Source organism: Bacillus cereus group sp. BfR-BA-01441 (genome assembly GCF_022663075.1).
GTDB lineage: Bacteria > Bacillota > Bacilli > Bacillales > Bacillaceae_G > Bacillus_A > Bacillus_A cereus.
Map to the genome: position 1 here is coordinate 54,660 of NZ_JAKUEU010000012.1, position 13,161 is coordinate 67,820.

Consider the following 13,161-nt stretch of genomic DNA (forward strand, 5'->3'; position numbering starts at 1 on the left):
GTCTCACAGGACTGAATTAAAAGGTTATTATTATGAAGCAATCTGCTTAGATTGTTTTATTTGTTTCGTTTCCGGTAGTAGTAGATTTAACAGTACACCTACAATTGCTGCTAGTGCCATTCCTTCTACTTGGAATGATTCTCCTACGTGAAGTACCGCTCCACCAATACCGATTACTAATATTACTGATGCAATCATTAAGTTTCGTTTGTCACTTAAATCTGTTTTATCATCTACCATCATGCGTAATCCGCTTGATGCGATTACACCGAATAGTAAGATTGATACACCACCCATAACTGGTGTTGGGATCGAATGAATCAGTGCAGAAATCTTACCGATAAATCCGAACATGATTGCGAATACTGCTGAACCGATGAATAAGTATACACTGTATGCTCTCGTAATTGCTAGCACACCGATGTTTTCACCATACGTTGTATTCGGTGGCCCACCGATTAGTGACGCGATTAATGTTGCTACTCCGTCACCGAAGATTGAACGGTGTAAACCTGGTTTTTCAATTAAATCTCTTTTAATAACATTTCCAAGAACAATTTGATGTCCGATATGTTCTGATATTGTTACTAGTGCAACTGGTACCATCAAGAGTACAATCTTCCATGAAAACTCTGGTGTGTATGTTACAAATGGTACTGTGAAATCTGGTACAACAAACCATTTTGCCTCAGCTACCGGCTTTAAGTCTACTAGCCCTTGGAAGTAAGCGAAGATATATCCGCCGATAATGCCAAGTAACACTGGTATGATACTGAAAAATCCTCTTCCAAATATCGAGCATATAATTGTAATTGCTAATGTTACTAACGCTACTGAAAAGTGTGTAAAGCTATATTCGCCATCCGCACCGTTCATCGCCATGTTAACTGCTGTATGTGCTAAAGCTAGACCGATTACCATTACTACTGGACCAACTACGATTGGTGGTAGTAATTTCATAATCCACTCTGATCCTGATTTCTTAATTCCGAGTGAGATTAAGATGTACACAAGTCCTGCTAGCAAACCACCAAGCATTGCCGCTCCCGGTCCACCTGCCGTTTTCGCTGTTATAATCGGTGCGATAAAGGCGAATGATGATCCTAGATAAGCAGGTACTTGACCTTTCGTTATAAGAAGGAACGCTAACGTTCCTAATCCACTTGATATTAATGCTACTGATGGATTCAATCCTGTTAAAAACGGAACAAGCACTGTTGATCCAAACATCGCGAACAAATGTTGTATACTTAAAAATAACCATTTTCCCGGTTTCGGTACTTCATTAACGTCTAACACTGGCTTTTGTTCCATTGTTACATCCTCCTTCAGTTTAAATCTTTGCAATAAAAAAACTCTTTGTGCCTGTGCACAAAGAGTCCTACACTTTCGTATGCCAAATTTGACATATGAAAGCCAAGACCCTTTGGCAGCCTCACAGGACTACATTTAAAAGGGCTTTACTTATCGTATATGCTTACTCGATCTTGTTGATCTGTCTCTTGCAAATCAACTTCGATACGCTCTTCACTTGATGTTGGAATATTCTTCCCTACATAATCAGCGCGAATTGGTAATTCGCGATGACCTCTATCAACAAGAACCGCCAATTGGATTTGAGATGGTCTACCTAAATCCATAAGAGCATCCATTGCTGCTCGAACTGTTCTTCCTGTATATAATACGTCATCCACAAGGATAACTTTTTTCTTCGTAATATCTACAGGGATATCAGAACCTTTTACAAGTGGTTCTTTATTTTTCGATTGTAGTGTTAAATCATCACGATATAACGTAATGTCTAACTCTCCAACTTCCATTTCTTTTCCTTCAATTTGACCAATTCGTTCTGCCAAACGTTGTGCAATAAAAATTCCACGAGTTTTAATTCCGACAAGAACACAATTATCGACACCTTTATTTCGTTCCACGATTTCATGACTAATTCGTGTTAAAGCGCGGCGAATCATTTGGTCATCTAAAACGACAGCTTTCTCTTGCATGCTCTACACCTCCAAGCTTTTTCTTGCGTGAGAGTAATGGTATAAAAAAAGTCCTCTCAGCGTGTGCGAGAGGACTTTTGAAAAAAGGGTACAACATACCCTAAGTATTTCAAACCGTTACCTTCTCAACCTCACGGGGCTGTGTTAAAGGATCATTATTTAACTGTTGTCAGTATCTCAGTTTTCTTATGATTTGTCAATACTATTTTCGTAAAATATTTAATGCGTCTTCAAACACTTCTGGAATCGGTGCCTCAAACTGAATATATTCACCCGTACGAGGATGATCAAAGCCTAAAATACCCGCATGAAGTGCTTGTCCATTCATATCTAACGTTTTCTTCGGACCATACTTCGGATCTCCTGCAAGTGGATAGCCAATATATTTCATATGAACACGAATTTGGTGCGTACGTCCCGTTTCTAAGCGACATTCTACAAGTGTAAAGTCTTTAAAGCGTTCTAACACTTGGAAGTGCGTAACAGCGTTCTTACCATTTTCATCAACTGTCATACTTTGACGCTCTTTCTTATCACGAGCAATCGGAGCATCAATCGTTCCCTTATCATGCGGAATCACACCGTGTACAATCGCTTTGTAACGTCTCGTTACTGTTTTTGCTACAAGCTGATTCACAAGCGATTCATGTGCCATATCATTTTTAGCAACCATTAATAGTCCAGATGTATCTTTATCAATACGATGCACGATACCTGGACGCATTACACCGTTAATGCCTGATAAGTCTGTACAATGATGCATAAGGCCATTTACAAGTGTACCACTTGTATGCCCTGGTGCTGGATGTACAACCATACCACGTGGCTTATTTACAACAAGCACATCTGCATCTTCATAATAAATTTCTAAATTTAAATCCTCTGGTTGAATATCTAACTCTTCTGGTTCAGGAATTGTTACTGTAATTTCATCTTCTTCTTTTACTTTATAATTCCCTTTTACCGCTTTCCCGTTTACTGTCACAACGTCATCTTTAATCCATTGCTGCACTTGCGTACGTGACCATTCGTTATTTATCCCTGCAACGAATTTATCAATTCGCTCATTTTTTTGCTCTGCTGCAACTGTTACTTGTACTACTTCACTCATTCAATTACTCCTTCGCTTTCTTGCCTTCTAATAATGTTTGAATAATAATTAATACAACACCAATACATAATGCTGAATCAGCTATATTGAATACTGGATAGTTGTACGAGAAAATATACACGTGAATGAAATCCACTACTTCTTGTCTAAATACACGATCAATAAAGTTACCAATTGCCCCGCCCAAAATTAGGCCTAACGAAATACCTAGAAGCTTGTCTGTTTTCGCATACTTTTTCATATAAAATACAATAAACACTACAAAAACAACTGTAATAATGTAGAAGAACCACATTTTATTTTCTAAAATACCCCAAGCAGCGCCTCTATTTCGATGTGATGTTATGTATAATACATTGTCGATAATCGGAATACTCGTACCCAATTCCATGTTCTTTACAATTAACCACTTCGATATTTGATCGATAGCAATGACGAATAACGCTATTACATAATATATCATTTTCATTTCCCCCACAAAGACAGTGTACCTCAAAATTTTAGCATAGCTGCTACCTTTTCACAATGAACCTTTATAGAAGAATAAAATAAATTAAAAAAAGGTAATATAATATCGTTGTGCGTATTCATACATTTACCTTTTCATAAAAGAATTCATGAATCGTACGGGCAGTCGGCATTGTCTTCATTTGCTTTGTCGAAATTAATCTCCCCGTCTCTTCACAAATACCATACATGTCTATTTCCATTTTAAATAATGCGCGTTCTACATCCTTTAAATCCTCTTTTATATCATGTAATAGCAATTTTTTCTTTATCTCTTCCTTAATTTCATATCCAAGCTCTTGGCTGAACTCGACATCATATTTGTGCATTACTTCTTTAGCTAGTCTCTCTTGCAACTCTTTTCTCATCAATTGCAATTCTTCTTTTATTTCCATGTAAATTTCATTCACGTGTACATTCCTCCTAGCTGTAATGTACAGTTAGTGTGTCCGAAATTTATTTGCTTACCTCACACACATTTTTCCTTCACAGGAAAGAGTCTGAAAGTGATTTTGATATGCCATCAACAAAAAAACTGACTGCATCAATAGCAGTCAGCTTTTTTTATTATTTTACATAGTTTTCTTTAACAACTGTTGCACAACGCTCACATAATGTTTCATGTTCAGCATCTTTACCAATTGTTTCTGAAACTACCCAACAACGTTCACATGTTTCACCAGTTGCTTGAGCAACAACAACCGCTGTATGTTCATACTTCGGTGCATCTGCTGGCGCTTCATCCATCATACCACCAAGTTTATACTCAGAAACGATGAATAATTGCTTTAAGTCTTCGCTAATAGACTCTAACATAGCTTTCATTTCTGCAGTTGGATATAGCGTAATGCTTGCATTTAATGACTTACCGATTACTTTTTCATTACGAGCTACTTCTAGTGCTTTTAACACGTCATCACGTAATGTCATAAATGCATCCCATTTTGTTTTTAACGCTTCCGCGTCATCTAATTGTACAGCTTCTGGCATATCAGTTAATTGTACACTTTCTTCTGTTACGCCTGGAATGTATGGCCATACTTCATCAGCTGTATGCGGTAAGATTGGTGTTACAAGTTTCGTTAACGCAACAAGAACATCATATAATACAGTTTGAATCGCACGACGATCTTCGTGGTTTGCACCTTCAATATATAAAATGTCTTTTGCAAAGTCTAAATAGAATGAACTTAAATCAATTGTACAGAAGTTATGAATTGCATGATACACAGCAGCGAAGTCGTATGTCTCATATGCTTCTTTAACTTTTGTAATTAAGTCATTTAATTTCACTAACATGTAACGATCTACTTCACGAAGTTCAGCTACAGCTACTGCATTTTCACTTGGCTTAAAGTCGTCTAAGTTTCCTAATAAGAAACGGAATGTGTTACGGATTTTACGATACACTTCTGCTACTTGTTTTAAAATATCATCTGAAATACGTACGTCAGATTGATAGTCAACAGAAGATACCCATAAGCGTAAAATGTCTCCGCCTAATTGATCCATAATTTTCTTCGGTACGACAATGTTTCCAATCGACTTACTCATCTTACGTCCTTCACCATCTAGTACGAAACCGTGACTTAGTACGCCTTTATATGGAGCTTTACCTGTTACAGCAACTGCTGTTGATAATGAAGAGTTAAACCAACCACGATACTGGTCAGATCCTTCTAAATATAAATCAGCTGGACGCTGTAAATCTTCGCGCTCTTCTAATACCGCTTGGTGAGAAGAACCTGAATCGAACCATACATCCATGATGTCTGTTTCTTTACGGAATTCGCCATTTGGGCTACCTGGATGTGTAAATCCTTCTGGTAATAGATCTTTCGCTTCACGCTCGAACCATACGTTAGAACCGTGTTCACGGAATAAATCTGCTACATGGTTAATTGTTTCATCCGTAATAATTGGATCACCATTCTCAGCATAGAATACCGGAATTGGCACACCCCATGCACGCTGACGAGAAATACACCAGTCACCACGGTCACGAACCATATTATGAAGACGAGTTTCTCCCCATGCTGGTACCCATTTTGTTTCTGCTACAGCTTCTATTAATTCTTTACGGAATGCTTCAATAGATGCAAACCACTGTGCTGTCGCACGGAAAATAATTGGTTTTTTCGTTCTCCAATCATGTGGGTATGAATGTGTAATGAATGTTAGTTTCAGTAACGCGCCTACTTCTTCTAATTTTTCTGTAATTGGTTTATTAGCTTTATCATAGAATAAGCCTTCAAATCCAGGTGCCTCATTTGTTAATACACCTTTATCATCGACTGGGCAAAGTACTTCTAATCCATACTTTTTACCAACAACGAAGTCATCTTCCCCGTGTCCTGGTGCTGTATGAACACAACCTGTACCTGCATCTGTTGTTACGTGGTCTCCTAGCATAACTAATGAATCACGATCGTAGAATGGATGTTTTGCAACTGTGTACTCAAGTTCGCTACCTTTTACTGTTTTCACAACTTCAGCATTTTCCCACTCTAACGTTTTTGCAACTGTCTCAAACAGCTCAGAAGCAATGATATATTTCTCATCGTTTACTTTTACAATGCTATATTCAAGCTCTGGGTGAACAGAAATACCTAAGTTTGCAGGTAATGTCCAAGGTGTCGTTGTCCAAATGATGTACTTTTCATCACCTTCTAATACGTTCTTTCCATCTTTTACAGGGAATGCTACGTAAATAGATGCTGATTTTTTATCTTGATATTCAATTTCAGCTTCCGCTAAAGCAGATTCACTCGTTGGAGACCAGTAAACTGGTTTTTGACCTTTATAGATATAACCTTTTTTCGCCATGTCACCAAACACTTTGATTTGTTGTGCTTCATAAGCTGGCTCTAAAGTAATATATGGATTATCCCAATCTGCACGTACACCTAGACGCTTAAATTGTTCACGTTGACGTTCTACTTGTTCATATGCATACTCTGCACATAACTTACGGAACTCAGCAACTGTCATTTCTTTACGTTTTACACCTTTATTTGTTAAAGCTTGTTCAATTGGTAAACCGTGCGTATCCCATCCTGGAACATATGGCGCACTAAAACCAGTCATTGATTTATAACGAACAATAAAGTCTTTTAATACTTTATTTAATGCATGTCCCATATGAATGTCACCATTCGCATATGGAGGTCCATCATGCAATACAAATAAAGGACGTCCTTTTGTATGTTCTTGTACTTTTTCGTAAATATTCATTTCAGCCCATTTTTCTTGCATTGCAGGCTCACGTTTTGGTAAATTCCCACGCATTGGGAACTCTGTTTTTGGCATCAGTAATGTATTTTTGTACTCCATGCTCAATTCCTCCTTACATGTATAAAAGAAACACTTAAAAAACGGAATAAAAAAGAGACCTTCTCATCCCAAAAAGGGACGAGAAAGTCTCCCGCGGTACCACCCTAGTAGATCATATACATATGTATAGAATCCTCTTTATATTCTTAACGCGAATACACGCCTACGCTTACTCTATTTGTTCAGCGCGGAACTCCAGGGTGATATTCCCACTATCTCCTTATCCTGAGCTTACACCATCCTCAGTTCGCTATATAAGGTTTGAAAAGGTACTTATCCCTATCTTCGTTTTTCTTAATAAATATGTTGTTTAAAATTATATGTAATAATGAGAAAAACGTCAAGCTTACACTGTTTCTTCTTTTTTCAACAGTTCATCTACTTCGTCTTCTAATTCAATTAGTTTATCCCAATCATCGTTGTTTAACATCTCAAGCTGTGTTTCTAATAACATACGGAAACGAGTTCGGAATACTTTCGCTTGTTTCTTTAGCTCTTCAATATCAAAAGCAACTTTTCTTGATTTTACTAATGCTTCGTTAATAATACGATCAGCATTCTTTTCAGCTTCACGCACAATTAATTTCGCTTCTTTTTGCGCATTACGTTTTACTTCTTCCGCTGCTTCTTGTGCAACGACGATAGATTTGTTTAACGTATCTTCAATATTAGAGAAATGATCTAACTTCCCTTCTAACTGCGCAACTTTTTCTTCTAAAGCTTTTTTCTCACGAATGACCAATTCATAATCTTTGATAATTTGATCAAGAAACTCATTTACTTGATCTTCATCATAGCCACGGAATCCGCGACCAAATTCTTTGTTATGAATATCTAATGGTGTTAACGGCACAACGCCACCTCCAAGTAGTTATCTAAATTTCCTCTTTCAATTATATCTTTTCTTCGACAAAATAGGAGGATTTCCTTCTAAAAAACCAATCATTTTAGTATACCATACAAAATTCTCCATTTGTCGCGTTTTGTTCTACCTTCTACAGAAAATAATTTACTTCGGCCATATCCTCTAACAGAAAAAACATCTCCTGGATAGCATTCATAAGAAGTTTGCTCCACTGTTTTCCAATTGACTTTTACTAAACCATTTTTTATGAAAGGTTGTACTTTCTGTCTAGATAAATGTAACATTTCAGCTAACATAACATCTAAACGAAGTGAAGAAACCGTTCCAGATTTCTCTCCCCACGTTTCATCTATCTGTAGAATTTGTTCTCCTTGCACTGACGCTAAAGAGACTTTTACTTTCCCTATTGATTGTAAGTTCATCTCAATATACGATACAATTTCTTTCGCAACTACAATTTGGGCACGATTTTCTTGCAACAAAATATCACCACATTTTTCTCTTGTTAAACCAAGAGACATAAATGCACCTAATATTTTCCTATGTTCTAGCGTATAAAACTTGGAAGGATAGTCAATTTCTAATACTTCTACTTGAAATTCTTCTTCATTTAATTCTAGATAGTCTGGATAAATAAGTGCTCTTTTACGCTCTGCATTAGGCGTTGCACCACCAAATTGTACAGCAACATCACCTTGTCCTATTACCATAGAAACAATTTGTTGTTGCCTAGGATCAAGAAAATCCGTTAACTTCACTTGATGGTACTCCGCCGCTCGCTTCCACTCTAGCACTTTATCCACAAAGACCTCCTCATCAGGCCTAAAATGTTCGTAGATGCTCATGTATTTACCTTCTTACTATAAGAAATAGCTTAATAAACTGAACAAACCAGTTTTAGCAAGTTTCAACGCAAAGATCGCAACGATTGGAGAAATATCAATCATTCCAAGCGGCGGAATAAAGCGGCGGAATGGTTCTAAATACGGTTCACAAATACGTGCCAGGAACTCTCCAAAAGATGATTCCTTTGCACCAGGAAACCATGATAGGAGAATGTAAATAATAAGTGCCCACGAGTAAATCTCGATAGCATAACTTAACACTATAAAAACTGTTGTCATGGCGTATTACCACCTCTTTATATTTGTTTCTTCTTCTTCACCGAATAACTCTGAAATCGCACCAACAATATCTACATTTTCAGGTGTACACATAAATGTTTTCGGCCCTATTTTTTGAATGTCCCCGCCTATAGCGTATACAGTACCACTTAAAAAGTCAACGATACGTACCGCTTGATCAGTAGACATTCTCTGCAAATTAATTACAACAGCTCGTCTACCTTTTAAGTGGTCCGCAATCCCTTGTGCTTCCGAATATGTGCGTGGTTCTAATAAAACAACTTTTGAAGATTGTTTTGCTGTTTCAATACTCACAACATTTTGCTTCGGTTGCGCTTTCGGAAACGTAACGTCTTGTTGTTCTGGTGGATCTTGCTGCTTTTTCATGTCTGTTTGCTCCTTTTCATAACCATATTGAGCTGCTTCTTTTTCTTCCGGTGTATCAAAAAAGAAGTATTTTACTTTTGACCAACTCATAATAAGATTCTCCTTCCTTTTACGCTTTTCCTACTAAAATCGTTCCCAAACGAATATATGTAGCCCCTTCTTCAATTGCAATTGTGTAATCGTTGGACATTCCCATTGATAATTCTTTACATGGCGCATGTAATAACTCTAGCTCCTGCACCTCTGTTTGCAGCATACGTAATTCCTTAAAACAGCGTCTGATTTCTTCCTCTTCTTCTGTAAATGGAGCCATCGTCATTAGTCCAACCACTTCAATTTTATCGAATTCTTGCAAACTTTGAATAAAAGAAACAACCTCTTCTATTGCCAATCCTTGCTTCGATTCTTCAGATGAGGTTTTCACTTGAATAAAGCATTTCACTTTCTTATCAGCACGTTTCTGAATTTCTTTCGCCAGCGAAAGACGATCTAACGAATGTAAATAATCAATTTCATTAATGATTTCTTTTACTTTTCTCGTTTGTAATGAGCCAATAAAGTGCCAATTAACTTTTGAACCGAAATGCTCGTATTTCTGTAAGAAACCTTCATTTCTATTTTCACCTAAATCGATAATTCCAGCTTCAATTACTTCGTTTGTTTTTTCAATCCCTACAGTTTTTGTAACTGCAACAAGTTTAATATCTTGCAACGAACGTCCAGCTCGAGCGCAAGATTCTTTAATAGCTTCATTTACAATTACTAAATTTTCTTGTACTGTCACTTGCTTCCTTCCTCCTTAAAACCTATGAAACTCAACATTCTTCCTGTCTTACCTTGATCACGACGATGAGAGAAAAATAGTTGCTCTTCACAGCTTGTACAAAGAGATGACATTACAATATGCTCTTCTTTTATGCCTGCTTGTACACATAATATACGATTAATTTCTTTTAAATTAATTGCGTACTGCCCGTCAGAAATTTTTTGATGAGGAACAGCACCGCTAACTACTTCCTGTGCTGCTGTTAATACACGATCATCCACAACATAACAACAAGATCCGATCGACGGCCCAATTGCAACATGAATTTCATCACTTGAAATACCTTCTGCATTCCACTTTTGAATCATTTCCTTTGCAATCTCTTGTACAGTGCCTTTCCATCCAGCATGCGCAAGTCCTATCATACCATGTGATGGTGCATAAAAATAGAGCGGAACACAATCCGCGTAACAAGACGTTAACAGAACATCTTCATTACTCGTATAAATGCCATCTGTTTTTGAAATGCCGTCCTCATATGAATAGACACCACTTCCCTTTTCCTGTTGCCCTACTTTTTCAACATGATGAGCATGAACTTGTTCAGAGCAAATCCAGTTTTCTAATGGTTTTTGTAACTTATTTGCTAAAATGCGTCTGTTTTCATGAACGTTCTCCACGATATCATTCACATGTAATCCTAAATTCATCGCATGAAAGGAGCCCGTACTTATCCCACCATCTTTTGTCGTAAATCCAGCAGTAATGTTTCCAAGTTCTTTCCACGCTTGTAAATACAGTATACCGTCCACATATTTAAATGGTTCTCTCATAATAAAGCGGCTCCTTTTAATTAAAATAACAGAAAAAAGCATGGTACTTCCTGTCTATTTTACCATACTTTTATTTTTTCATAATCCTAACAGAAAAAAAAGAGGAATTTGTAATATTCTTTATGAAATTGTCGGTGTTTGTATTGATTCTGTTACAGAATTAACAGGATTTACTCTTACAAGTATGACATCTTCCCCAATTTTCACAATTTCCTTCCAAGGAATTACAATCTCAACATCTTTTCCAAAAATACCTAGCATACGTGTCTGTTTGGAAATAATAACAGAACAAATTTTCCCTGTGTTCATATCAATTTCAATATCTCCAATATTCCCAATCCTTTTTCCATCTGAAATATTTATAACATCCTTCATCTGTAACTCTGAAATTCGTATCACCATTTTTATCCTCTCCCTTATATGACAAATTGGAAACTGTTTCTCATATTTACAGGAAGCCACCTATACGAAACACCATGCTAGTTTCATTATATGAACACTAATCCCCTACTATGAGCACAAACCATATTACATATAAAAAGGTCTCACCATAATTGGTGAGACCTTATCCTTGAATCGTTTTATTCATTTGTTTAATGGCTGACTTCTCTAAACGTGATACTTGCGCTTGGGAAATCCCAATTTCTTCTGCAACTTCCATCTGTGTCTTTCCTTGGAAGAAACGTTTTCTAATAATCATTTTCTCTCTATCATTTAAACGCTTCATTCCTTCTTTCAATGCTAATTCTTCAACCCACTGCTCGTCCTTTTGTTTTTCATCACTTAACTGATCCATAACAAAGATAGGATCTCCCCCATCATTATAAATCGGTTCAAATAATGAAACTGGATCTTGAATCGCATCTAAAGCAAATACTATCTCTTCATGAGTTACTTCTAGCACTTTTGCAATATCCATTGCTGTTGGTTCTTTTGAATTTTCTGCAATCAATTTTTCTCTTACTTGCAAAGCTTTATACGCAATATCTCGCAATGAGCGCGATACGCGAATCGGATTATTATCACGCAAATATCTGCGTATTTCCCCAATAATCATCGGCACAGCATACGTTGAAAATTTTACATTTTGGCCTAAATCAAAATTATCAATTGATTTCATAAGTCCGATGCAACCAACTTGAAATAAATCGTCAACATATTCTCCTCTGTTATTAAATCTTTGGATGACGCTCAGTACAAGACGTAAGTTTCCATTCACTAATTTTTCTCTTGCGCTTATCTCTCCACTTTGCATTTCACGAAATAATTTACGCATCTCTTCATTTTTTAATACTGGAAGTTTAGCTGTATCAACACCGCAAATTTCTACTTTGTTTCTCGTCAAAGTGTTCCCTCCTATCGGGAGTTGCTGTACAGTGTAAAGTATTTCCTTTGAAGGGGATTTTATGCATGTGGTTTTTTCACGATTTATTATTTAAATTATCTTTCCTAATACAACTAAATAGAATAAGACCAGCCTACATAACGGCTGGTCTTATTCTTTACACCATTTTATTAAATTCTTTTCGTAATCTTTTTATAATTCTTTTTTCTAAACGCGAAATGTATGACTGTGAAATCCCAAGCATATCAGCCACATCTTTTTGCGTCTTTTCCTCTCCTCCAGCAAGCCCAAACCGAAGTTCCATAATTTGTTTTTCACGATCATTTAATTGGTGTAATGCTTTCATTAAAAGGTGACGATCTACAGTAGCTTCTAAATCTTTTGTAATAATATCATCATCTGTACCTAACACGTCAGACAATAACAGTTCATTCCCATCCCAATCAATGTTTAGTGGTTCATCAAAAGAAACTTCCGAACGATTTTTGTTATTTCGACGTAAATGCATTAAAATTTCATTTTCTATACAACGCGATGCATATGTTGCTAATTTTATTTTCTTTTCTGGATTAAATGTATTTACCGCTTTAATAAGGCCGATTGTTCCTATACTAATCAAATCTTCAATATTTATCCCTGTATTTTCAAACTTTCTTGCTATATATACAACGAGCCTTAAGTTACGTTCAATAAGTAATGACCTTGCTGCCTGATCTCCTTTTGGCAATTTATTCAAAAGAACTTCCTCTTCTTCTTTTGTTAACGGTGGTGGCAACGCTTCACTTCCACCAATATAATAAATTTCATCGGTCTTAATTCCTAATTTCAGCAATACTTTATACCAAAGGTATACTAAATAAAATTTTAATTTCATCATATTATCCCGC

The 13,161-nt window shown here is 36.5% G+C and carries 15 protein-coding genes and 1 other annotated feature; all 15 genes read right to left on the reverse strand.

The window, feature by feature from the left end; genetic code table 11:
* Window positions 1-30 precede the first annotated feature (30 nt).
* Window positions 31-1,314, reverse strand: a complete 1,284-nt coding sequence (gene uraA, locus MR107_RS07920; protein WP_242292230.1) for a uracil permease — start codon at window positions 1,312-1,314, stop codon at window positions 31-33.
* A 146-nt stretch (window positions 1,315-1,460) separates the two neighbouring features.
* Window positions 1,461-2,003, reverse strand: a complete 543-nt coding sequence (gene pyrR / locus MR107_RS07925) for a bifunctional pyrimidine operon transcriptional regulator/uracil phosphoribosyltransferase (protein WP_001156491.1) — start codon at window positions 2,001-2,003, stop codon at window positions 1,461-1,463.
* 202 nt (window positions 2,004-2,205) lie between these two features.
* On the reverse strand, window positions 2,206-3,114 hold the full coding sequence (locus MR107_RS07930; RefSeq protein ID WP_000005829.1) for an RluA family pseudouridine synthase: 909 nt from the start codon (window positions 3,112-3,114) through the stop codon (window positions 2,206-2,208).
* A 4-nt stretch (window positions 3,115-3,118) separates the two neighbouring features.
* The gene (gene lspA / locus MR107_RS07935; RefSeq protein ID WP_000642180.1) at window positions 3,119-3,577 is read right to left on the reverse strand and encodes a lipoprotein signal peptidase LspA; all 459 of its coding nucleotides are present in this window, start codon (window positions 3,575-3,577) and stop codon (window positions 3,119-3,121) included.
* Between the two features lie 124 nt (window positions 3,578-3,701).
* Window positions 3,702-4,031, reverse strand: coding sequence for a TraR/DksA C4-type zinc finger protein (locus MR107_RS07940; RefSeq protein WP_001002956.1), 330 nt, complete (start codon window positions 4,029-4,031; stop codon window positions 3,702-3,704).
* Between the two features lie 157 nt (window positions 4,032-4,188).
* Window positions 4,189-6,954 (reverse strand): isoleucine--tRNA ligase, encoded by a 2,766-nt coding sequence (ileS2, locus tag MR107_RS07945; protein WP_000455951.1) that lies wholly within the window; start codon window positions 6,952-6,954, stop codon window positions 4,189-4,191.
* 71 nt (window positions 6,955-7,025) lie between these two features.
* Window positions 7,026-7,249, reverse strand: a binding site (T-box leader).
* Between the two features lie 51 nt (window positions 7,250-7,300).
* Entirely contained in the window at window positions 7,301-7,807 is a 507-nt protein-coding gene (divIVA, locus tag MR107_RS07950; protein WP_001131611.1) for a septum site-determining protein DivIVA, read from the reverse strand.
* An 89-nt stretch (window positions 7,808-7,896) separates the two neighbouring features.
* Complete coding sequence (locus MR107_RS07955; protein ID WP_242292231.1) at window positions 7,897-8,664, reverse strand: YlmH family RNA-binding protein; 768 nt, start codon at window positions 8,662-8,664, stop codon at window positions 7,897-7,899.
* 15 nt (window positions 8,665-8,679) lie between these two features.
* Window positions 8,680-8,943 carry a YggT family protein gene (locus tag MR107_RS07960; RefSeq protein ID WP_000214233.1) on the reverse strand — a complete coding sequence of 88 codons (264 nt, stop codon included), beginning with the start codon at window positions 8,941-8,943 and terminating at the stop codon, window positions 8,680-8,682.
* Window positions 8,944-8,949: 6 nt separating this feature from the next.
* Window positions 8,950-9,420, reverse strand: coding sequence for a cell division protein SepF (locus MR107_RS07965; protein ID WP_000119129.1), 471 nt, complete (start codon window positions 9,418-9,420; stop codon window positions 8,950-8,952).
* A 19-nt stretch (window positions 9,421-9,439) separates the two neighbouring features.
* Entirely contained in the window at window positions 9,440-10,114 is a 675-nt protein-coding gene (locus MR107_RS07970; RefSeq protein ID WP_000218005.1) for a YggS family pyridoxal phosphate-dependent enzyme, read from the reverse strand.
* Window positions 10,111-10,929: a peptidoglycan editing factor PgeF gene (gene pgeF, locus MR107_RS07975; protein ID WP_001209008.1), complete on the reverse strand. Its 819-nt coding sequence runs from the start codon at window positions 10,927-10,929 to the stop codon at window positions 10,111-10,113. The genes MR107_RS07970 and pgeF overlap by 4 nt, the downstream gene beginning before the upstream one ends.
* Window positions 10,930-11,049: 120 nt before the next feature.
* Entirely contained in the window at window positions 11,050-11,331 is a 282-nt protein-coding gene (locus MR107_RS07980; protein ID WP_000236745.1) for a YlmC/YmxH family sporulation protein, read from the reverse strand.
* A gap of 163 nt (window positions 11,332-11,494) precedes the next feature.
* Window positions 11,495-12,274, reverse strand: coding sequence for an RNA polymerase sporulation sigma factor SigG (sigG, locus tag MR107_RS07985; RefSeq protein ID WP_000197755.1), 780 nt, complete (start codon window positions 12,272-12,274; stop codon window positions 11,495-11,497).
* Between the two features lie 157 nt (window positions 12,275-12,431).
* Window positions 12,432-13,151 carry an RNA polymerase sporulation sigma factor SigE gene (gene sigE / locus MR107_RS07990; RefSeq protein ID WP_000976948.1) on the reverse strand — a complete coding sequence of 240 codons (720 nt, stop codon included), beginning with the start codon at window positions 13,149-13,151 and terminating at the stop codon, window positions 12,432-12,434.
* Window positions 13,152-13,161 lie beyond the last annotated feature (10 nt).